General features: G+C 58.6%; 20 protein-coding genes and 3 pseudogenes. 12 read left to right on the top strand and 11 right to left on the bottom strand.

What is annotated here, in order from left to right; all coding sequences use genetic code 11:
• Nucleotides 1-141: 141 nt before the first annotated feature.
• Together CRT23_RS24360 and CRT23_RS29800 are read left to right on the top strand one after the other, a co-directional pair.
• Entirely contained in the window at nt 142-381 is a 240-nt protein-coding gene (locus CRT23_RS24360) for a hypothetical protein (protein WP_103712160.1), read from the top strand.
• An 85-nt stretch (nt 382-466) separates the two neighbouring features.
• Nucleotides 467-643 carry an Rmf/CrpP family protein gene (locus tag CRT23_RS29800; protein WP_348628893.1) on the top strand — a complete coding sequence of 59 codons (177 nt, stop codon included), beginning with the start codon at nt 467-469 and terminating at the stop codon, nt 641-643.
• A gap of 1886 nt (nt 644-2529) precedes the next feature.
• On the opposite strand, the gene CRT23_RS24350 is transcribed toward CRT23_RS29800, so the two are convergent.
• The 3 genes from CRT23_RS24350 to CRT23_RS24340 form a co-directional block, all read right to left on the bottom strand.
• Entirely contained in the window at nt 2530-2964 is a 435-nt protein-coding gene (locus CRT23_RS24350) for a hypothetical protein (protein WP_103712159.1), read from the bottom strand.
• 5 nt (nt 2965-2969) lie between these two features.
• Nucleotides 2970-3572, bottom strand: a complete 603-nt coding sequence (locus CRT23_RS24345; RefSeq protein ID WP_103712158.1) for a recombinase family protein — start codon at nt 3570-3572, stop codon at nt 2970-2972.
• 244 nt (nt 3573-3816) lie between these two features.
• The gene (locus CRT23_RS24340; RefSeq protein WP_103712157.1) at nt 3817-4215 is read right to left on the bottom strand and encodes a flagellar biosynthesis repressor FlbT; all 399 of its coding nucleotides are present in this window, start codon (nt 4213-4215) and stop codon (nt 3817-3819) included.
• A 186-nt stretch (nt 4216-4401) separates the two neighbouring features.
• Between CRT23_RS24340 and CRT23_RS24335 the strand changes: the two genes are divergently transcribed.
• The 3 genes and pseudogenes from CRT23_RS24335 (at nt 4402) to CRT23_RS28680 (ending at nt 6894) form a co-directional block, all read left to right on the top strand.
• Complete coding sequence (locus CRT23_RS24335) at nt 4402-5580, top strand: flagellin (RefSeq protein WP_103712156.1); 1179 nt, start codon at nt 4402-4404, stop codon at nt 5578-5580.
• A 320-nt stretch (nt 5581-5900) separates the two neighbouring features.
• A pseudogene (locus CRT23_RS24330) lies at nt 5901-6140 on the top strand (IS630 family transposase); the annotation flags it as partial.
• Between the two features lie 487 nt (nt 6141-6627).
• A complete protein-coding gene (locus tag CRT23_RS28680) occupies nt 6628-6894 on the top strand; it encodes a hypothetical protein (protein WP_181017450.1) in 267 nt (88 codons plus the stop codon).
• 96 nt (nt 6895-6990) lie between these two features.
• Here CRT23_RS28680 and CRT23_RS24320 read toward each other — a convergent pair whose 3' ends face one another.
• Nucleotides 6991-7293 (bottom strand): hypothetical protein, encoded by a 303-nt coding sequence (locus CRT23_RS24320; RefSeq protein ID WP_103712155.1) that lies wholly within the window; start codon nt 7291-7293, stop codon nt 6991-6993.
• 281 nt (nt 7294-7574) lie between these two features.
• Nucleotides 7575-7874 carry a hypothetical protein gene (locus CRT23_RS24315; RefSeq protein ID WP_103712154.1) on the bottom strand — a complete coding sequence of 100 codons (300 nt, stop codon included), beginning with the start codon at nt 7872-7874 and terminating at the stop codon, nt 7575-7577.
• A gap of 894 nt (nt 7875-8768) precedes the next feature.
• On the opposite strand from CRT23_RS24315, the gene CRT23_RS24310 reads away from it, so the two are divergent.
• Nucleotides 8769-9230: a MucR family transcriptional regulator gene (locus tag CRT23_RS24310; RefSeq protein ID WP_103712153.1), complete on the top strand. Its 462-nt coding sequence runs from the start codon at nt 8769-8771 to the stop codon at nt 9228-9230.
• Nucleotides 9231-9661: 431 nt separating this feature from the next.
• On the opposite strand, the gene CRT23_RS24300 is transcribed toward CRT23_RS24310, so the two are convergent.
• A complete protein-coding gene (locus tag CRT23_RS24300) occupies nt 9662-9967 on the bottom strand; it encodes a hypothetical protein (protein WP_103712151.1) in 306 nt (101 codons plus the stop codon).
• Between the two features lie 102 nt (nt 9968-10069).
• The gene (locus CRT23_RS28030) at nt 10070-10315 is read right to left on the bottom strand and encodes a hypothetical protein (RefSeq protein ID WP_146056487.1); all 246 of its coding nucleotides are present in this window, start codon (nt 10313-10315) and stop codon (nt 10070-10072) included.
• 1495 nt (nt 10316-11810) lie between these two features.
• Between CRT23_RS28030 and CRT23_RS24290 the strand changes: the two genes are divergently transcribed.
• From CRT23_RS24290 to CRT23_RS24275, 4 genes and pseudogenes are all read left to right on the top strand, one after another.
• Nucleotides 11811-12026, top strand: a complete 216-nt coding sequence (locus CRT23_RS24290) for a hypothetical protein (protein WP_103712150.1) — start codon at nt 11811-11813, stop codon at nt 12024-12026.
• Nucleotides 12027-12199: 173 nt separating this feature from the next.
• A pseudogene (locus CRT23_RS24285) lies at nt 12200-12952 on the top strand (IS6 family transposase).
• A gap of 55 nt (nt 12953-13007) precedes the next feature.
• Nucleotides 13008-13268, top strand: a pseudogene (locus CRT23_RS24280) (integrase core domain-containing protein); the annotation flags it as partial.
• Between the two features lie 311 nt (nt 13269-13579).
• Nucleotides 13580-13972: a flagellar biosynthesis repressor FlbT gene (locus CRT23_RS24275; protein ID WP_103712149.1), complete on the top strand. Its 393-nt coding sequence runs from the start codon at nt 13580-13582 to the stop codon at nt 13970-13972.
• A 528-nt stretch (nt 13973-14500) separates the two neighbouring features.
• Here the strand turns inward: CRT23_RS24275 and CRT23_RS24270 are convergent.
• The 4 genes from CRT23_RS24270 to CRT23_RS24255 form a co-directional block, all read right to left on the bottom strand.
• Nucleotides 14501-15403, bottom strand: coding sequence for a flagellin (locus CRT23_RS24270; RefSeq protein ID WP_103712148.1), 903 nt, complete (start codon nt 15401-15403; stop codon nt 14501-14503).
• A gap of 341 nt (nt 15404-15744) precedes the next feature.
• Nucleotides 15745-16116, bottom strand: coding sequence for a flagellar biosynthesis repressor FlbT (locus CRT23_RS24265; protein WP_103712147.1), 372 nt, complete (start codon nt 16114-16116; stop codon nt 15745-15747).
• 185 nt (nt 16117-16301) lie between these two features.
• A complete protein-coding gene (locus tag CRT23_RS29795) occupies nt 16302-16607 on the bottom strand; it encodes a tyrosine-type recombinase/integrase (protein WP_348628890.1) in 306 nt (101 codons plus the stop codon).
• Between the two features lie 172 nt (nt 16608-16779).
• A complete protein-coding gene (locus CRT23_RS24255) occupies nt 16780-17502 on the bottom strand; it encodes a transglycosylase SLT domain-containing protein (protein ID WP_103712146.1) in 723 nt (240 codons plus the stop codon).
• A gap of 511 nt (nt 17503-18013) precedes the next feature.
• On the opposite strand from CRT23_RS24255, the gene motA reads away from it, so the two are divergent.
• The gene (gene motA / locus CRT23_RS24250; RefSeq protein WP_103712145.1) at nt 18014-18871 is read left to right on the top strand and encodes a flagellar motor stator protein MotA; all 858 of its coding nucleotides are present in this window, start codon (nt 18014-18016) and stop codon (nt 18869-18871) included.
• A gap of 28 nt (nt 18872-18899) precedes the next feature.
• Nucleotides 18900-19820 carry a flagellar motor protein MotB gene (locus CRT23_RS24245; protein WP_103712144.1) on the top strand — a complete coding sequence of 307 codons (921 nt, stop codon included), beginning with the start codon at nt 18900-18902 and terminating at the stop codon, nt 19818-19820.
• The last annotated feature ends 2017 nt before the right edge of the window (nt 19821-21837 follow it).

Genomic DNA, 21837 nt, shown 5'->3' with positions numbered 1-21837 from the left:
GTCGCCGGCCCATGGTCACCAAGGGTTTCTCGGGTGTGATTAGGGCGGGGATAAGATCGCTTAATCTTCCGCCGTGATCCTCCGGCTGCATCGTTGCCCCCACGCGCCTGCTAGGTCCAGCCAGTGGTCAGGATCCTGCGCATGCCCAGCCTTTCTGCCCTCATCGTCAGCGCCTGCCTGTTTGGTTGCGTTGTCGCTGGGCTGTTCGTCCTGGCGGATGCTTCCGCTCGCACACAGCTACAGCAGACCGTGATCGCCTCCCGTGCGCTCCAGCTCGACCCAAAGCCCACCGCTGCGCTTTCCCGCGTGAAGGTGGCCCCCCTAGACAGACAGCGCCTGAGCGCCGCCATCGCCATGATCAGCCACCCCGATGCCGAGTGAACCTGAGTTCGCGCCCTCTCCAACGCTCACAGAAGGGAGCAATCAGGACGCGGATGAGGTTGGCGGGTTTTAGCTGGCAGATCCCATGTCCGAGCATCTCAGGCGTCATCCCGATCCGATCGACCAAGGTGCGCAGGCCCGTGCCCATGGCCGGAAGCGCGAATGCTGTCCCTATCCCGCCGGCTCCGAGGAGCGTGAGGCTTGGCTGGAAGGCTTCATGGGGATACCGCGCGATCGGCCCAGGGATCTGCCGCTGAGCTGAGCCCGGACTGGCATGGTCCACTCATGGCGCACGTTGGCGACGCAAAGGGACATCCATGGTCCAGAACCGCTTGCTCAGGACCGAACACGCCTTCACCAGGGCGGATCGGCATTGGCGCACCGAGATTGACCCCTCCTTCGGTGCGGACGGAGTGCTGCGCTACGGCCACCTGTCGCAAGCGTGAGGGGAGCCTAAGACCGCGAAGCGCCGCGCCTTCGAGGCGCGGCAGGAAGCCATGACCGCTTGGCGGCAGGCGCGGCGTCCTGTCCCGACCTGAAGCGAGCGGCTGTGTGGCCGTCGGCAGTTCCATTCCTGTAAACCCAGACTCCTCGCCTCGGTGCCCAGCTCGCATGGGTACTTCACTGACTGGGTCGACCGGGCTACCCGCAAATTGCGCTGTGTTAATCCGCCTACAACAAACCGGCCAGTGCTTGTCAGGAAACCCTACCGGAAAACGACGTTCGTGGAGGCCCTGTGAGCTTCGGAGGTCACCGCCTGATCGCTGTCGTAAGACGCATGCTGGGCCAGGTGCCAAGGCACTGTTCCCGACGAGGCTGAGCGCTGATCCTGCTAGTCTGCCTTGCTCGAGGTTAGAGCTGTGCGATCTCTGCGTGTAACCCTTTGCCTCAACTATCCTATGATTGTACGGCGTCCTACTTGCGAGATCGCCTTCGCAGCGTCCGCAGGCCTCCCGTTTCCCGCCTCGGCGCAGGCGCACGTAGCGCGCACGCGGTATTAAGGTTTTGAGCCCTATTTCGCATCAAAACAGCCGATTTGAACGAGTCCGTCCGACGGGAAACGGATGGCGGTACAAACGTAGAAAGCCCCGTCCCATGAGAGGCTTGGCCGATTTCAAGCGCTGTTGGTCTTACCGGTTTGCCGCCCCTTCTGATCTGCTGCTGGCAGCCCCAACATGTGCGCGCTGGCGGGTGAATGGACCCAAACCCCCCGGCAAATCTCGCCAGGGCCCCCCGGCAAATTCTGCCGGGCTTAAACAAAGAACTTAAACAAACATCTTATGGGAGTAGCGCGAGCCGCGGGCGCGAGGCCTACCCGACCAGCAGGTGAAACCGTCTCGCTTGGCAGGATCAGGCTGGTGATCTGGCTCGACGGGACTGCACACGCGCTACCTTGCTGATCAATGACCTCTACGGGCCTGCACACCCCTGTAGCAGGGCCACGACAGCCGCCGTATGCGGGAGTTGACCACTGGGGCGCGCCGTGGCGGGCCAGCCGAGCGTCTCTAAGGCCTCGAGCTACTTGACCTCGGTTCCGAGCCCCAAAGCCGCTGGCGCAGCCTCTGAGGCCATTCCAGGCCTATCGGGATTTGGGGACGATCGAGCCCCGAAGCGCTGCGGGCTAGGATCCTGGAGGCCCTACTTGCTGTTTTTCCCGTGTTGGTTCGAGTCCGTTGGACCCCACAGACCTAAGTGAGCCCGCTTGTCGGGTTGGCCGATAGCCGGAGCGAGAGGTCCTTGATCAAGGGACCAAGAGGTTCAACGATACCGTTTTACCGACGTTGTATATTCAGTATAGTTTTTCCGACATGTGGTCTGCAAGAAGCTGCCCCCTCAGAGCTGTTTCAACCGCGTGTCTCGCAAGCTGCTCCGTAGACCACTAATAGGGGGCACTGCGATGGGCAGAACGGCGCATGGCTGATGCCGTAACCGCGGTCGATCTCAGCAGCCAACGTGCCGGCCTGCTGCTCCCTGGTAAGAGTGTTGATCTCTCGTCTGCGAAAACGGCGCGGCTTCATCGGCCGTCGCCTCATCGGCGGCCTCGATCAGCAGCACGCGCACAGGGAAGCTCCTCCAAAGGTTGCCGCATCCTGAAGGGACATCGGCAACAAACGGTTGAGCTGGCTCTCATGCCTGTTTCAGCCCGCCTCAAGGCCGGGGGTAGGGCCCCTGGAACAGATCCCCGCCTGCCTTGCGCCGGAACAGGGTGCGCCAGCGACGGCGCTGATGTTCGGGCCGATCGTGGTTCATGTGGCAGCGCTGGCAGAAGGCGGCGAGGTTCTTGCTCGCGTTGTTCGCCGTGTCGTGGTCGCGGTGGCCAGTCGCTAGGACCACGCGCGTGGTCCGCACACGCCCGAGGATGTCATCAGTCCCGATCGCAAGACAGATGAAGCGGCCTGCCCCGTCGCGCCAGGAGCCTTCCGCTCCATCCCACCAGCGGCCATCGCCGAGATGGAAGACGCGCTGTCCATGCGGACGGGCGCAAACCTCGCAGCGCCCCTTTGCACGCTGAAAGCGGATCACGACCGAGAGCTGGGGCCAATCGATCGGATAGAAGAAGCGGTGTTCCCGCCGGATCGGCATCGGCGTCAGGCCTGACGTGCCGCATCCGCAGCAGCGGCGGCCTGGCTGCGAGCCCGAGCCTGAGGGAAGTAGTTGTAGAAGGTGTCCCGGCTGACCCCGAGGCGCTTGGCAATGGCCGCGATCGAGATGGTGCCTGATTGTAGCAGAGCACGCGCGGCCTCGATGTCAGCCTCGGTCAGCTTCTTCGGACGACCACCTTTGCGGCCTCGCGCCAGGGCGGCCTTCAGCCCCTCCATCGTGCGCTCGCGGTTGAGATCGAGGAAGTACTCGGCCATGGCGCCATGCATCTGCAGGGCAAAGCGCCCGTGAGCGGTGTCGCTGTCGAACTGCTCGGTCAGGGAGCGGAAGTGGACCTCCTTCTTCCGCAAGCTGTCAATGGTGCGCATCATCTCGACGAGGGAGCGACCGAGGCGATCGAGCTTCCAGACGACGAGCACGTCGGTAGGACGCAGGTAGGCAAGCGCCGCTTCGAACTCGGGGCGCTTGCTCCCCGCCTTGCCGGACTTCTTCTCCTCGAACAGACGCTCGCACCCAGCCTTGGTCAGCGCGTCGCGCTGCAGGTCGAGGTTCTGGTCGAGGGTGGAGACGCGGGCATATCCAACAAGCATGTCGGGATAGTGATCTAAGTGCGTTTAGTCCGCAATAGAAATCCGGTCATATTTTCCCGACGGAAACAGGGCACTTTCCAGCTGCTCAGACTGAGCTCCTCAAGAACGCCGGGAAAACGGTCGTTTTAACGACAGCCTGGCGGCTTAAGTTCGCCCGCCGGAGCTGTTTGGGTCGTCGATGTGGTAAGCGGGGTATCTAGACGTTGGCAAACGCCAGCCTACGAAAGTATTTCTGGCGAGTTTCCTAAGCGCGCTCTAGGCTCAAGCGGCTATGGAGTTCTTCCTCATACTTCATAAGTTTTTTGCCCTCTTTAAGGGCTAAGTAGTATTTCCTGTCCGTAAGGTTCTTGTAGATTTCCGCAATGAATAGAGCCATGCTTGGTGCTGCGTCCATTATTTCTTTAGACAAGTCTACAAATTTTTGATCTAAGTCGTTGTTTAAATCAAGAAAATAAATCATCTGAAGCAGAACATAGAGATGTTCACATGCTGTTGAGGCTTCAGAAGCTGGCAGCATATCTTTCTCACGAAGGAATTTTGCTTCAGTTTCGAATATGAGACGGGCACGACGGTCGCCATTGCGCACGGAGACGTTGGCTATGATGATGCGCTCATGCGGCGCCAAATCGACGTTAAGGGCCATTGTGCATCTCCCCTGCTATCGGCACTCCTAATATGCCCGATCTTAACGAGTGACTAACCACTGACGCTAAGAGCTTGACGTTGATACATTTTGAGGCACAAATTTAAGAGAAGATCAGGATCTTTAGCGTCCTTTCGACCCATCGCTTGAAACCAAGCGATTTCAGATCGAACAGGATCTTCCCACATGTCTTCCAGCATTACGCTCTCGGCCGCCTCGCGTCAGAACCTGCTCTCCTTGCAGGACACGGCCAGCCTCACCAGCACGACCCAGAACCGCCTTGCGACGGGCAAGAAGGTCTCCTCGGCACTCGATAATCCTGTCAACTTCTTCACTTCTCAGGCACTCGACAGCCGAGCGGGCGATCTTAACGGATTGCTGGATGGCATCTCCAACGGCATTCAGACCATCCAGGCTGCCAACCAGGGCATCACCTCGATCCAGAAGCTGGTTGATCAGGCGAAGTCAATTACAAGTCAGGCGCTTGCGAGCAAGAGCTATACGACTGTAGGAGCCGGCGGAACTATTGCTGACGCTGCCGCTGATGCGACCCTGAAGATCAAGGTCGATGGGCTCGATAAAAGCATTTCTATCAAGAAATACACTGCAGCTGCTCCAACCGCTACTCCTCCGACTCTTGCATCAGGCGATGATAAGGACGCAATCATCGACAAGCTCAACGATGCTGCTGGCAGTAAAGTGTTTTCGCTCGATAGCGGAAAATTAGCCGTTTCCGGTAATGCGAAGATTGAAGTTACTGACTCAGATACGCTTACGGCTCTGGGTTTCACCGCTAACACTGCTGGTACGAACGCAAAAGAACTGACTGTCGAAGATAAGAACCGGACTTCTCTGGCCAAGCAGTTCAACAGTCTCCTTTCGCAGATTGATCAGCTTGCTAAGGATGCCAGCTATAACGGTGTAAACCTCATTAGCAGTGGTGATAAGGCAAATAAGCTGCACATTGCTTTTAATGAGAATAACTCTTCCAGTCTAGACGTCTCCGGGTCAGATCTGACCTCTGGAGGGTTGAAGCTTGATGCTATCGACGCATCCGATTTAACTAAGGCTTTCCAGTCGGATACCGACATCAGCACCACGGCGAGTCAGCTTACGACTGCAAGTTCAACTCTGCGCTCACAGGCTTCGACCTTCGGTTCAAACCTCTCGGTCGTTCAAAACCGTCAGGACTTTTCGAAACAGCTGATCAATGTCTTGGGCGTTGGCTCGGCCAACCTGACAAATGCGGACCTTAACGAGGAAGCCGCCAACTCGCAGGCCTTGTCGACCCGCCAGTCGCTCGGCATCTCGGCTCTCTCGCTCGCCAACCAGGCTCAGCAGGGCGTTCTCCAGCTCCTCCGCTAAGCGGACTAGCTTCAACGATTGGAAGGCGGCTGGGGAAACCCCAGCCGTTTTCGTTTGGGCTACCGCCTTTTCAAACCTGCTTCCCAATGCTGCTTGAAGACCTTGGTCCTGCGGCTATACCCAACCACGGTCCTCGGAGCGCCAACGGTGAGCTGCCCGAGTTTATAATCGCACTTACGCGAGCGATCCCGGATCAGCCCACCGCGCTGCGATCCAGATACTGAATTTTTGAACTCTAAGCAGCTTTTCCTAACAGGTTTGAGTGTCATACCAGGCCTCGTTGATCAGGCCTCACACTGAGTAGTGGTACTGAGCGGGCTGTGATTCAGTCCTTGGGTTTGAAGCCTGAGGAGGATGCGATGGCTGCTCCAGTGCCGCTACGATCGGATTTCGACGCGCAAGCCTTGCGCGGTCTGGCCAAGGGTTCACGCGATCCGGCGCAGACCCGCCGCCTGTTGGCGCTGTCTGTGATCGCCGCGGGTGGTCTGCGTTCGGAGGCGGCCGAGATTGGCGGGGTCGGGTTGCAGACGGTGCGCGATTGGGTCGTAGCTGCATACAATATACCAGGAACTATTGCGCTATTATCGGCGTTCGGCATCGGAATTATCCTGCTATCATTGGGAGGAACGATGCTCTATACGTCCCATCACCTCTACAGCGACCCTGATCTGACCGTTGCGGGAGCCGAAGCAAAACGCGATCTGGCAGCAAGCTCAGACGCCGAAGCCATCCACGAGGCCGACGTGTGGCTGCGATCCTCGCGCGTCCTTGCGCGGTTTAATGGTGATGCCCAACCGGTGGCTGAACTGGTGCTCCGAGATGGCCGGGAGGTTGGTCGCGTGAGCCTGGGGTAGTCGGGTAAGCCGAGGGAGCTACCTCGAGCATGCGAGGATGTGGGTGCCACAAACGTGGGAAGGCTCAGCCCTCCCACTCCTCGTCGTTCTCGTCTGACACCACGTCGGAGAACGGCACCGCCATCACGTGCCGTCCCTCCTCATCTGAGATCTCGAACGAGCAGACGAATCAATCCCGGATCATGCTCATCTGGTGCCGCATGATCAGATCCCGGGCGGCGTTGAGTGCATGCACGCGGGCGGCGTTCACATCCGACAACTCGTTGCCTTCCTCGTCAACGGCGAGCCCCTTAGGGCCGGCACGATGTCTGATGCTGAAGAAGTGGGCCTGTCGCAAAAATTTTTGCCGCAGGAATTTATGCTCTCAGCGTGGGCGCACCCTGTTTCAATGGAGCGGTGTCGCCCCTCATCAAGCAGCTTCGCCAGCTTCAGCAAAGCGGGGGAAGAAGGCAATGGGTAGGTGTAACGCCCTGTTCGGAGAAGATTATTTCGGCCAGTGAGCGTTTGCGACAGGCCCTGCGGAAATGCCCATTAGCGGAGCTCTTGATACGGTTGCCTACGCTCGTCGGAGTTGGGCTCTCACGGGTTTAAGGTCCGCTGCGGCAGAGCGACCGTTGAGATCCTGTGTCACCTCCGGATTGCCGAGCCATTTCCATGCCGCATTAAACGTCTTGAAGGTATGCTTGGCGTTGGTGAATGGCTCCGGCCGCTGTTCAGGCGATAAATCCTCCAGCAGTTCAACACGCCAACTCTTAGGATTGCCGCTGGCTGAGATGTTGCGGACAAAGCTGCCAATGACCTGTTCGTTGAGCAAAAGGTCGTAGCTTCCGGCGGCGAGTCGATGAAGCGTGTAGGCCATTACGCAAATCCATACTTAGGCAGGATGAGTAACTATCATCGTGAGTGTGCTCGGTGTTCCGTCGAAGCTGGCGACTAGGCGCATCCTGAACCGGGTTGGGCCGCTTCTCCCTGCCTGCGTATTCCGCAGCATCGGACCAGGAGAAACCGACCTGCCTCGCCGTCGTTATCGGAGTGAGGCCGGTCAGTTCGTTGGGAGGGGGAGCCTTGCTCGCCTGTCATGCTCATCGGCTTTCCCATGTGCGCTAACGGTGCGCCAGCTTGCCGGTGCAGCTTCTTGACTCAAGAATTGTAGCTGACGAGCGCCACCACCCACGATCCGTGTTCCTTTACGAGTGCCTGCGCCTCAGCCTCACTGGTGCTGGGATGAGTGGGGCCAGAAGGCTGGATCTCGTAGACATCATAGCTTGCAGCCTTACTCGTCGGCCCAACGTGTCCGAAACCGCGAGGGGCACGGCCGTAGTGGTGGTCGAAGAGGAGGACTGCAGCGTCAGGCGAAGCCACGTCCCCGACCTCGCCGAATCGTGCCGTGTCGCCATAGACCCGCCCGGTCACCCTCTCAATCGCGATGAAGCGCGCCATGCCGCCCTAGTCCCGCCTGTTCTATGTTCGGAGGTGGTCCCAGCCGACACCCGGTGCAAGCTGAAAGCTTTTAGTGACGAGGAGGCAACGCAGCTTCCTTCAAGGTAGCGGCTATCACCTCGTGCGCTACACCCACGGGGTCCAACCCCGTCCTCACGCCATTCGTCGCGCAAGGCGCAAGCGGTCCGATTCCGTTCTTCGGTCGCTGGTAGTGTTCACGCTGCCTTGAGCGAGACAGCCTAGGCTGAACGAGGAAGTCAGTGTTTCGCCCGCCCGCGCGTTAGTCCAGTTCTGCCTGTGCGTCGTGGATCTGCAAGCCCTTGACGGGATATCATTTCCTTCCGCCCGCGAGTAGCGTTGCTGGATGTCCGCTTGGCGCCTCTACTTCGTGGCTATGGTTGCCCTTGCCGTGCCGGTTGGCGGCCTTTGGATTCAGCTCTGGCAGGTTTGCGCCACACTGAAGTGGCTTGAGCCTGAACCCGACGTCCTCGCGCTTGCAACTCTGTCCATTGGAGTGAGTGGGGCCTTGGCGTTGCTCGTGACAAGGGCGCGTTCAAAGGCCTATCGAGGCGCGACGTCTCTGCGACTGGGTAGGTAGAGGTTTAAGTGGCAGCCCAGAAGTTGAACGGTGTAGCCGGCGGAATGGCAGCCGCTTCAGGCAGGCGAACCCTTACTCGGTAAGCGGTCACGTCACGAATCTCCTAATGATATGGTGGCCAGACCGCCAATCTAACCCATAATGCTTAGCTGATGGTGCCGCCTAAATATCCCAAATTTTCCTATATCATGAATGCACGTCTGACATATCAATCGGCTAATATCACTTTCCGTCTTGATTAATGCTGCCAGATGTACGAATTGAGTAGTGTGGGGGCGTGAGAATTGAAAAGTGACATGACCGAAAAGACAGAAATCCAAAAGACCGACTTCGTTGATCTCGCTACTGACATCGTTGCGGCATATGTGTCGAACAACCCTGTTCGGCTTGCTGACCTGCCGGACTTGATCCGAAGCGTTCACGCGGCACTCAGCTGTCTTGCCAACGGGACTGCCCAGAGTGCGGCGGAGCCCGAGGTCGAAAAGCCGACCGCGGCCCAGATCCGCAAGTCTGTAACGCCTGAGGGCATCGTCAGCTTCCTGGACGGCAAGACCTACAAGACCATGAAGCGTCACCTAACAGGCCATGGCCTCGACCCGCAAAGCTATCGTCAGCGCTTCGGTCTGCCTGCCGACTACCCAATGGTTGCTCCCGAATACGCGGCGCGTCGCTCAGACCTGGCGAAGTCCATCGGTCTTGGCCGGATCACTGGTCGCGATGAGGACGAGCAACCGCAAGGCCGCAAGAAGGCGGCCTGATCATCGCGCCGCGATGTGGCTGTGAGGCATTTGCAGCGAGTGAGCAATCCCAACCCGCCTAGCTTCGGTTTGGCGGGTTTTCTGATGCATACGCACAGCCAACTTCCCTCGGGAAGCTGATGCACCCGGCATCATGGCCTTCCGCTCCGCGCGCAGCTGCGCGCGCTGATCCTCGATTTCCTCAAGGTCATCCATTGCTTGGCCGACGTGCTCCTCCTTCACCACAAGGGCGTCGATAAGCATCGTCTGCTAGGCGCATCGCTCCTCAGCCTCGGCGATGAGACGGTTCAAGGTCACGAGCTTAGCCTCTGCCGTGACTGACATGCGAATTCGGCTCGATCCTGCTGCTTAGGCGACAGTTTCTCTCGTAAATGACCCATGGAAACTACGTACTGATTGGACTGTGAGCCATTCCGCTCACGTAAGATGCCTTACATAAGCGGAATGGAGCCGGACTTATCGTTTGGGGCAGTATCGACTGGGATGGTGCGGCCGACATGCGCTTTGTAGGTTTCGTCCGCTAAACGCCAACGGGTCTCCGATTCGAGCTTAGTCTTCGCCTCGGCCAACTCATTTGTCAGTTCCTCGACTCTGAGGAGAGCTTTGCGCCGAGCCTGCAAGGCAACACCAAGGATGGTATTCATCAGTACGAGGGCTGCCGCCATCAGGAGCAGCGTCGGCTGAGCCCAACATGGAAGCTCGAAGAAAGCGATCAGAACCGAAGATGGGTCAGGCATGGGCTACTCTCAGCTGGAAAACTGCTTCACGCGGCAGCATCGCCCGCCAACAGCCGTCGCGGGATCTCGGTGAAGGTCTAACTGCTCTGCTGGGTCCAGCACTCAAACAAGATCGTAGCGCTCGCCCGGCCAGTCTTCGGGTGTGCGCGGCGGGTTAGGCAAAGCGGCCACGCAATCAGGAATGCGGGAGTGGTTCCAGGCGATCAGCACGACACCGGAACGCGTCATCACCTCTGACATCAGGGCGCCCGTATCGGGCTTGGCGAAGGCTTCGCTGTAGCTGATCTGGCATCTCTCCCGCAGGATCGCGTGCAGTAGTGCGATGGTCTGCGGGGCGCCTGCTTTCACGACCAGGAGCGATGCCTGAGGCGAAGATCGTGTTAGGCGTCGTCAGGCCTTGCGCTCCGGAGCAGAAGAAGGGCACGAGTGCTCCTGCACGCTGCCAACCACGCACAATCAGATTTTGGGAATCGGCATGGCTGTCGCACGTGATGCCGGGCACGTCGTGCGCTTCCGCGTGACGAATGATCATGATGCGGGTGGGGCTCATGGCAGCCTCTCAGGAGTGTGCGGCACGGATGGACCGTCCCTGAAACGCTCCATCGGCCTCGTTCGTCAGATCGTCCGCTCTCATTTGCTCACGGCATGGCTTAGCCGAGCTCCGCCACCTGCGCGTCTCCTCATGAGCCGCTTGCCTGAAGGCGACACTGCCGTTCCGGCAGCTTTTTAGAGGGCTGTAACCTCCGCTTTCCCCGGAGTTCTAGCTCTTGAGTATTCGTGCGGATCACTAATTTGCCCCCTCCCCCCTGAGGCATGGCTCGGCGGGCCAGCCGTATCCAGGCGGTCCACTCCTTTGACACGATCCGCACGACGTTCGACAGATTGCGCCATGCTGTCTGCGCCCGTTCCTCAACGGTGAGCAGACCCAGCGTGCGGGCCTGTCGGAGCGCGTTCTTCACGGTGCTGCGGCTTACGCCGGCCACTGCCGCGATATGGTCGAGACACAGACAGCAATCGCCGCGTCGCACGACCTCGCAAGCCACAACAGCGAGGACGGCGGTCTCGGCGAGAGTGAACCGTGTGGCAATTCCCGGTGGGAGCCGCCCAGAGGCTGCCCAGCGGCGACGGCGCTCCAGCGAGGCATCAGTGCGCGGTCGCGAGCCCACTGCCCTCCTGGAGGCTCCTACAGGCACTGGAGCGGCGACCTTGCGAGCCTCAATGAGGTTGGACAGCGACTCGGCCTCAGCTTCTGTCACTTGTCCCGCGCCGAAGGCACGCCACAGCAGAGCCGCCACTTCAGGCAGTTTCACACGTGGCGCAGCTTCAGCCGCGCGCCGAATTTCCTCAGCAAACATCGTTCTCAGCCCTGCTTGGGCCGCGGCAAAGCAGGGGCTTCCAACTTGTGGAAACCCGGCAAAAGGCAAAACGCCATCGTTTCGGGAAGCGATCCCGATTGACTCCTGAGCGGAGCTATGATGTCTGGGGGAAGCAACTGGTCCCCGGACCTCATCGATTTCGACGGCCTCACCCTTGCCGGGGTGGGGCCGTTGGCGTTTTGGGCTTAGGTCTTTCTCGCGGCGACTAATCCCTGATGATGGTCGGCTCACGACTCGCATGGATGCGGGCCTGCCGGACATGTCATGTCGGCCGGGCGACCCAGCCAAGTCAACGGCAGCACCCTGAGATGTGGCGCCATATGGGGCATGGGCCACTCTGAGGCGTGTCGATGCTGCTGGTCTCTGCCAGGGATCGTCCAAGCCTGCAGCCTCTCGGAACCTCTCCTAGCAAGCCGCATTCGATCCATGGACTGCCTGCTGTCGGAGTGGGTCCTTGAGGAACTTCCATGTCGGAGATCGATAAGCTGGGCTTCGAGTCGCCACTCGTGCTGCACAAGATCGGCCACGATTTGCAGGACACCTTGCCCGCCGGCTCACCTAAGGAAATCCCGGCTAACGTCGAGGAACAAGCGGCAAAGATCCCGGACGTCCACGGTGAACCGCGCATTGAGGTCGTGTGGAAGACAGGCGTTGAGCACCTGAAGGACGAGCCGCTGTTTTAGAGCACTCAGCGTCCGTCGCGGGGCGCCTTGCGTTCCTGCCACATCGCCCAAGCCGCCTTTACGCGATCTGCGGCGGCCTGCTTCGTCGGGCCTGTCGCAAACGCGATCACGCCTGCGTTTACCCCGTGTTGACCATACGGCCTGCATGGCGCCTTCCGTTCTGGAGGCCCCCTATGATCCTGTCCGCCATCGCCGCCAAGCTCAAGCAGCGCGCCAAGGGCGACTTCAAGGGTCGGCACTACGAGGCGGCGCTGATCGTCCAGGCCGTCTCCTGGTACCTGCGTTACCCGCTGAGCTACCGCGATATCGAGGAGTTGTTCCTCGAGCGCGGTGTCGAGGTCGATCACTCTACTCTGAACCGCTGGGTGCTCGCCTACGCACCGCTGATCGAGAAGCGGCTGCGCCAGTTCCGCAAGCCGCATTGCGGCTCGGTGCGCATCGACGAAACGTACATCCGGGTGCGCGGGGAGTGGCGCTACCTCTATCGAGCCATCGACAAGCACGGCAATCCTGTCGACTTCCTGCTGACCGCCCATCGCGACATCGACGCCGCTAAGCGCTTCTTCCGCAAGATGCTGGCGGATCACCCGCTCCTCGCGCCGGACCGGATCGGCACGGATGGCGCAGGAACCTATCCGCCGGCCATCGTTGGGAGCCACAAGGAGGGCTTGCTGCCTCGCATGCCAGCCCACTACGTCACCAAGCACCTGCAGCAAGGGATCGAGAGCGACCACTTCCGGGTCAAGAGGAACATGCCCCGGATCGGCGGCTTTCGCTCGTTCCACACGGCCTGGCGCACCATCCAGGGCTTTGAGGTTATGCTCTAGTTGCGCAAGGGCTTCGGCTTTGCCGGCATGTGGACCGTCCGTGAGCAGAACCAGCTGCTCGGGATCTGCTTTGGGCTTCCCCAAGCGAACAAAGCGTGAAAGCGGGACGGTAGAGGCCCTTCCACGCCTTATGCCCAAGCTTGCGACACGCCCGGCGGGCGTGCGTCCATCAATGGGCTCGGTCGGTGACGCCTACGACAACGCCATGGCCGAGAGCTTCTTCTCCACCCTTGAATGCGAGTTGCTTGCCCGACGCCGCTTCCGCTCGCAGGCGGAGGCCCGCATGGTAGTCTTCAGCTACATCGAGGGCTTCTACAACCCGCTGCGTCGCCACTCGGCGCTCGGCTACCGCTCGCCCGTCGTCTACGAGCAGAAGGCCGGGTCACAATCGGTAGGCGAAACTCTGCTCAACTAAGTCCCCTAACCGTCCATCAAACCGGGGCAATCCCATCCTGCAAGGTAAGCAGGTTCTGACGAGTGGCGGCGGAAAGGGTAACGCTGGAAGTCATGTCGCTGATCCTTTGGATCGAAAAACCCTCTAATTTCGAAGGCACGTCACTTGGGCGCCTGACTCGCTAATCGCAGCTTAAATCAATCCAACAAGTTGCAGCCAGCGTATGTATTTTTGCCGCATGATTGACTGATCGTTAACGTGTGCAACGTAGTGGAACATAGAGAATGCTCGCCTTGCCGCGCGCATCGACTGGCTCAAAAGGAGTTTAGGTAGTGGCATTAAAGCTGACGATCAGACCAGGCGAGACAGTCTACATTAATGGAGCGGAGATCTGTAATGCAGGATCGGGCGCAAGCTTGGTTCTAAAAAACCATTGCCGCATCTTACGCGAAAGCGAGATGATCCATGAGAGCGATGCTATCTCGCCTTGTTCGAAGATGGTCTTCGCGCTTCAGCAGATCGTGTTGAAAGAGAACCCCTTCGAGGAGTTAAACGAGCTTTCTGGATTGACTGTCCAAATCTTGCAGATAATGCCGAGCGCTGCTCCGCAGATCTTGGAAATCCAGCAGCTACTTAGCGAAAAGAAGACGCACGTTGCGTTTAAAAAGGGTAAGGCCCTTATGGCTCTGGAGGCAAATTACGTCCGCGAAGCCAAGGCGGGATGACCAATCTTCGGGGTTGGCCACCGTAGACTTCGGAATCGGCCGCTACCGGATTGCTGTCCCAACCTTTCCGGGGCCTACGCGGTCGCCTGCGGCATTCACGCGACCATTCCGCATGATCTGCGCCTGCAGGTGGTTGATGGCTTCGACTGAATGCGCGCGTGCCGTTGTAATCGATCGCTTGGAGCGTCTGTCATACGGCCCAGTCATATTCAGCTCTATCAAACGCGGGACGTTCTCCAGCCGCTCAAGTACGATCTGTCGAGCCTCCCAGATGGCTCGGTCTTGTTCCAGGAACCGTAGGGCTTCGTCGACCAAGCGCATGACGTCATCTACGAGCCCAGGATCACCGCCCTCAGCCCCTCTGACATGATCGCGTGCCGCCGCCAGCACTCGATCAATATCTGCTCGAAGCTGGGTCGACACGCTGACGTCCTCCTATCAGCTGCCTTATGCAACTGAGACACAAGGTACAAAATAGAAAAGGCCGGGATTTCTCCCGACCCTTCCTAGTTCGAGCTGATGTCGTTCTTAGCGGAAGAGCGAGAGAACGTTCTGGCTGGCCGAGTTAGCAATCGAAAGTGACTGTACGGCCAGCTGCTGCTGGGTCTGCAGAGCCTTTAACTTGGTCGACTCCTCCTCAATGTCAGCGTCAACCAGTGTGCCGATGGCACGGTCATTGGCCTTCATAAGCGAGTCGACGAAGGCTTTTTGGCCATCAATCTGAGTCTTGGAAGAACCTAGTTTGGTACCAACCTTAGTGATGTCAGCAAGTGCTTTCTCAACAAGATCAATGTAAGATTTTACATTTGTATCAGTGATGGTTGTAGCCGAAATATCTAACGTATCAACAGAGATACCAGATGTCACCTTATCGAGAATACCCGCGCTGCCGCCACTCAATGGGTTATAAAGCGCAGTCGTTGAGACATCGATATCAATAGTAGAGAATGTAGTCACACCGGCAGCATTGCGCGAGAAGCCCGCCACAATATTTCTGGTTGCTTGACCAGCCGTGGTACCGTCCGTCGAGAGCCAATTTTGTCCATTGGATACAGACGAAGCTGCAACGGCCTTCATATTGCTTTTGATAGCATCAATCTCGGTCTGAACCTTTGTGCGATCGACACCTGGCTGCAGAGCGGTTTGCAGTTTCGCCCGTAAGTTCCGCAGCTGATCGATGACATTGGTTACACCGTTATAAGCCGTGTCTACCGCCGACGAGCCGAGACCAAGAGAGTCCTTTACGGCGGAGAGCGAGGCGTTGTCGGTGCGAACAGTGGTGGCGATTGACCAGTAGGCGGCGTTGTCCGAAGCGGCCGAGACGCGCTGGCCCGTCGACACGCGGTTGCTCGTCATGTCGAGCTGGCTGCTGATACCCTTAAGGGTCGTCAGAGCCGTCATTGCTGCGTTGTTAGTCAGAAGACTGGTCACGGTGTTTCAATCCTAAACCGGGAGACGGAAGGCGGGCGAACATCCGGACTCACACCGGGAAAGCAGAGCGGCATCATGCCTATAGACCCTCGACGGGGGCCTAGCCTGCTACGCACTACACCTCGGGCTCTCACCGGTTCGGTGGATCGGCATCATGCCTACAGACCGCAAAGCCTGCTCCACCGCGCTTAGGCTGCCGCTGCGTTCTAGTAAACGCGATCATGACCGGCTCTCCGGTTCTAGGTGTAGGCCGTTATCAAGCGCTTAAGGGGCCTCCAAGGAGCAATGCCGTGGTGGGTTGCGGTTAATAGACAGCTTAACCCCCCTGCCGCTACGACCTTCTAATTAAGCAATGCCGCTTCTTTCTTCAGCTCAACGCGAATAGTACAGATAGCCTTTTGCATATCATTTTCTTTGCAAGCTCTCCATATTTTTTTTTGTGTATTCGATGGCAGGCTCGCTATGCAATTATCCAAGCTTTTCTGCCAAATATCCTTCTTTTCAGGCTCAATCATCATCTGCTGCGCATAATAATACGCCTTCTGAAGATTTGATTTCGAGGTCGCCTCAGAGACAATTTGGCTGGGAAGCAAGAAGGTATCTGAGGCCATAATCTCCATTCCGAAAGAGTCATGAGCCTTGATAAGTGCTCCGTTCAGGAAAAACACTTCTCCCTTTCGAATAAATACATTGCTCTGATTTGTTTTTGCCATGCTATCCGTCCGCCAGCAGATCGACCACTTATCTGGAAGTTAAATCCTACAGGGCTTGTGCGAGCCTACCGTGGGAAGCTGCCGACCTTATGCATGTGATCGATTTATGCGATCCTGCTCGTGGTTAATGAAATCTCAACGAATGCCTTTGATGGAGAGATAATGGGGGCATCGTTGGTGCCGCATCATCGTCTTCTCAGAGCGTTCGTACATGCCCAGCGACTTAAAGTTGAGCCCGAGTGATCCTTGAAGGCGTTTGCGCGGCGAATGTACCCGACCACCGTTCGCGGGTCGCGGTGCCCCGACTGATCCATAATATGGGCAAGATCCGCGCCGAGTTCAGCCGCCGTCGTGATGTACCCCGCCCGCAGAGAGTGAGCGCCGAAGGTCAAGGAGTCGAGGCTGGCAGCCTTCGCATAACCTTTGATGATGTCCGCAACGGCCTGGGTCGTGAGACGCGGTGGAAGGGCAGACTTCGCCGCTTCGCGCATTCGACCTGAGCGAGATACCGACTGGGATACCGGGCCCTTGCTGTTCCCGGCCGCATCGAGCCATTCGCGGACGAGCGCGACCGGTCGGATGAAGCACTCGTGCGGGATAGCCTTCTCAAGGCCCCCCGATCCGTCTTTAAACGGCGAACAAACACCCGCGGGCTGAAGGGGTCTATGTCGCCTTCGCGCCACGTGCTCGCCAGCTCGCCTGGATCTGTGCTCTAAGTTTCGCAATCCGCGCCTCGTGCGCAGCCCAATACGCCTTCTCGAACTCTGGCGTTCCGCGCTTCAACCCCTTCGGTAACGGCGTTCTAGCTAAGGAGAGCGAGGCCGATCGAGGCAATGAAGACGCCAGCGCCTGTCCCCCTCTCATGGCCTCGGGGATCTTGAGGACCGCTTGTGCCCGCGAGCAGTAGGTCACGGACAGGGGCGACATCGTCTCTGATTCATGACCAGCTCGGTACTTCATCAAGGCGCGGCACAGATCGCCATTAGAGAGGCGCCATGCCTCCGCCAGGTACCGGACACCATAGCGGATGTTCACCTCGGGCTGCGCGAGTTCGGCCGGGGAGCCTTTAAAGCCCAGCATGGCCGCCGTCGCCGGCCGAACCTGCATCAGACCGATTTCTCCGACCCCTCCAATGACAGAGGGGTTGTAGCCACTTTCGATCTGAACGACTGCATCCGCGATCTGAACGGGCAAGCCCGCTGATGCCGCCTCACGTTGGATGATGGACAGGTAGGTAGCACGCGCGCCCTTCGCCGGCTGCAGGGCCTTGTTGCTCTCCGGAAAAGAGGCCAGGCCATTGGCATGAGTCAGGACCATGCTGGCAGGCTGTGCGGCTGCTGCTGACGCCAAGCAAGCTAGACCCAGCGTCATGAGCGAACGAAGCATCGGCTCTCCTATCGTGAGGGAGCCTCATACCATCAGGGACCTAACCGGAAGCTGAATTTAATCATAAGTTTTAGCCTGTAAGAAATTCAATCGTTTCCCTTACAGAATGACCCGTAAGCCGAACCGTATGTTTTTAGCTGCTTTGAGGCTCAGGCTTCGTCCAGGTATGGGTCGTCTATAAGTGCTGCTCGCCGATGGATGTGTAAGCTCCGCCGATACCCAACTCACACGGCAGACGACGCTATTCGGCTTGGATCCACCGGTTCGGCGTGAGTGCAGGCCGCCGCCTGAAGACCCTGCGTAGCCTCGCACTTCACGAGGCCATCTATAAGGCCTGGTCCGCTGAGCTCCGCCGCTTCAGGTCAAACCCGCTTCACCAAATGCCGGGACCAAACATGCAATGATCCTCTGACCACGGTTCTAAACTCGCTGTTAATCTTAATCATTGATTTGTTGCATCATTATTGGCTTCGCGAGGGCTGTACATGCCGCCGCGAAAGAGTGACAAATCATGCGGCTTGGCATCGGTGCAATAATCGTCTTCGCCTGCGTCTTCGGCAGCTACGCGGCGATGGGTGGCCACCTCGAAGTCCTGTGGCAGCCGTTCGAATTTGTCATCATCCTCGGCGCAGCAATCGGTGCCTTCGTCATCGGCAACACCGGGTCGGTGCTTAAGGCCGTGCCGGCTATGTTAGGCACCATCGTGAAGGGCCCCAGATACAGGCAGCAATGCTATGTCGAACTGCTGGGGATGCAATATTCATTGTATAAACTTGTGAAGCAGAAGGGCATGATGGCGCTCGAGCCGCACATTGAAAATCCAAGCGAGTCGACGCTGTTCAACGCCTTCCCTACCTTTGCAGCGAACGACCACGCGGTCGAGTTCGTCTGCGATTACATGCGTATGGCGATGCTGGGCGCCAATAACCCCTTTGAGATAGAAGCCCTCATGGACGAGGAGCTGGAAACACACCACGAGGAGCAGGAGCAGGTCGTTTCATCCATGCAGGCGCTCGCCGACGGAACACCGGCGCTCGGCATCGTCGCCGCCGTGCTCGGCGTGATCAAGACGATGGGAGCGATCAAAGAGCCGCCGGAGGTGCTGGGGCATTTGATCGGCGGCGCGCTCGTAGGCACCTTCTTTGGCGTGTTCGTCGCGTATGGCTTTTTTGGGCCAATGGCGCAGTCCCTTAAGAGCCTCCTCAAGGCCGAGTCCAAATACTACGCTTCACTTAAGGCGGGTCTCATCGCCCACATCAGCGGCCAGCCGCCGGTGATGGCGGTAGAATTTGCCCGGAAAATTCTGATGAGCGACGTCCGCCCGACTTTCAACGAAGTAGAAACGGCAACTGCCGCTCTGCCCGCCTAGATCTAAGGCAACCTCGAGCAGGTACTCGATGTCCACAGAACTCCAGCCGCTCATCGTTATCAAAAGGGTCAAGAAGGCCCGTCATGCACACCATGGCGGGGCCTGGAAGATCGCCTATGCGGACTTCGTGACCGCCATGATGGCGTTTTTTCTGCTGATGTGGCTGATCAGCATGACTACGGAGGAGCAGAAGGTCGGTTTAGCGGAATACTTCGCGCCAGCGGCTTTGAGCCCTCAAACCAGTGGCGCTGGTGGAATGCTGTACGGCACCGCTCTAGACACCTCCGGCAACAAGGTGGCCACGCCGCGCGACGCAGCGCAGGGCTCCGCAGACACTTCAGGCGACAAGGCGTCCTCGCCGCGCGACGCAGCCAGGGGCTCTGCCGAGCAGAAGGACAGAACGCGCCCGACTAGGCCCAGTGATCTTGATGTCAGCCGTCCGGCCGTCAGCGAGCAGGCCAACTCCAGCGCCGCTGCTAGCCTGCGGCAGGCGCTCCAGAAGATGCCCGATATTGCCGAACTGTCGCGCAACATCGTGATTGAGCCTACCAACGAGGGCGTGAACGTTTCTATTGTGGACCAGGACGGCCGCTCCATGTTCCGCGAGGGCTCTGTCGACCCCTACGAGCGCACCCGTCGCGTGCTAGAGGCACTCGCGCCCGCCATGCGCCGGCTGCCCAACAGCCTATCTATAACCGGCCACACGTCTGCCACGCGCCCGGGTTCGGCGCGAGCCGGTGAGCCTTGGAGCCTCAGCACCGGGCGTGCGCTCGCCGTGCGCGCGATCCTGGCGGGTGCCGGAGTTCCTGACGACAACTTCACTTCCGTAGTGGGACGCGCCGACACCGAGCCGGTTTTCGCCGACAATCCTTACATCGCGCCGAACCGTCGCGTGACGATCACTCTACTCAATGCGAGCCCGGCGGCGCCCCCTAACCCTTTTCGCTGACGACAAGGCGCCTCGGCGCCTTGATCCAATCATTTTTTCGATAGTCCTGGAGAGGCGGAACGGTGGAGGAACAGATCGCCTTCAATCTGCTAGGACAGTGAGCCAAAAATTTTATTGCCGGAAAAACGGTCCCGGGGATCTCTGCCAGTCTTAGGATTGGTTCGGTACGTTTGCGAACTGCGCCGCAGGCAGGGTGCTTAGTACTGTGCCCAACGGCAGGTCTCCGGATGAGGACGACCCGTTCAGGGCCAGCTGGCCTTTTACGGTAGCATCCTGCAGGCTCTTCTTGGGCGGAGGCGGGGGCTTCCACAACAGCTTCGCTACCCCGCAAGCCACAACACAGAGCAGCCCGATCGTAATGGTTTCCCACGATGGCGACGGCTTGATTGCAAAGGCAATAAATCCGCCGATCGAAAACATAGCAATATACGGGTTAAAGGGCATGCAGTTTTGATACACCACCCCTATATTTTTTTCGTTAAAAGAGTTACCTAATAATCTTTCCTATCAAAATGCCAAACGAGATCTGACATTGCGGCGCGGCTACCATTTTGACGGAGAATTTCTATTCGGAGATCCGGCGCTCCCCGCCTTAGGCGCGCAGCTGCAAGACGTGACGACTTTCACACGCGGTCGTGATTCAGCAGCTTCTTAGCAAGAAGAAGACGCACGTCGCACTTAAAAAGGGTAAGGCTCTGATGGCTTTTGAGGCTGAGCGCTGCCGCGAAGCCAAGGCGGGCTGACCGATCTCGGAGATATGGGCGAAGCGCGTTTCAAAACCGCTATCGGGGGCTTGAGTGTGATCGTCACTCACCCCGAGCCTCACATTCCAGTGAACTTATCCCTGTGGTCAAAATCTGACCGATCTAACCCATTTTCTGGGTCCGCTTCAAATCTAACCTTGCCGCTTAAAGCAACCCGCCCTGACCCGAAAGCAGCCGTCCGGGCTGCTCCTGCGCTCGCAGAAGTGCGCCCATAGTGGTCGTTTGCCAGAACCTAGCCGTGGCTATCCCCCGGCACGGCGGTGCATCCCGCGCCCCGATGCCGCCCGCAGCGAGGTTCCGCCCTTGAAGTCCTCGATCTGGGACTTCCGAGATGCCAGATTTGACTGGTGACCGTTCCGGACCTGCTGCATCAACTTGCGCGCCCGGACTTCGTGCAGCGATGCGAGGCAAATGAAGAGTTGGCGCTCGACGGGATTTCGCGCCTGCGCCGAGCACTCCTTCAAGGACACGGCGTACCTGAGATGTCCCAATAACCGTTCGAGCATTCCGTCACCCCACAACCACTCCCATCGTAGGCCGCGCGTGGCCATGTCGTAAACATCCATGCAGGAATGCTAACCCGATCCGTCCGGCCACGGTCGTAACCGGTAGCGTCCGCGCACGAGATGTAATTTTGAGGACCGCTTTGGCGGAGATTGGGGTAGCCATCGGGCTACGCGGCTAAGTTGTGGATCAGCGTCGAACTATAGTCCCGTCTCGACTGTTATTAGATATTTGGGAAATCGAGAAAATATTAATTTTAGATGGGGTCACGATCGGAGTCGATCGTGACCCCATCCGTCCGAACATTTCAACTGAAGCCACAATGAGTTGAGCTGAAAAGTGAGTAGGGTCATCGTTCGACGCCGGTCCACAATCTGACGCAGCTTGAGCCCGACCTGCTCCGCGTGCGTCTTCTGGCCTCGCCGCATGTCCAACTGCTTTGGTCCTGGCTGATCCTCTCAATCAACCCGGTCCAAAGCCAGTCGGTCAGGTCATAGTTTGTTTGGAGGCTGTCTTGCTCCACCGCTCTGAAAGCGGCATCCGGACGCGCGCTGATGTTGTAACGCGCCCGCAGCCCGTAAGCTGGTGCCGTGAGGCTTATCTCGCGAGCGTTGGCTGGACGTCGCGGAGGGCCTGCAGCCAGGCAGGCCGGCATACGCGATCGCGATCGAAGTGACGCAGTACTGTCTCTCTGGCGGCACGTCGCAGGGGCAGCAAACCCTCAGGGTCGCGGCAGGCATGGATCAGGG

The sequence above is a fragment of the Methylobacterium sp. V23 genome (genome assembly GCF_002917135.1).
Classification (GTDB): domain Bacteria; phylum Pseudomonadota; class Alphaproteobacteria; order Rhizobiales; family Beijerinckiaceae; genus Methylobacterium.
Note: the sequence above shows the minus strand (reverse complement) of the source record. Positions and strands in the feature narration are given on the sequence as shown.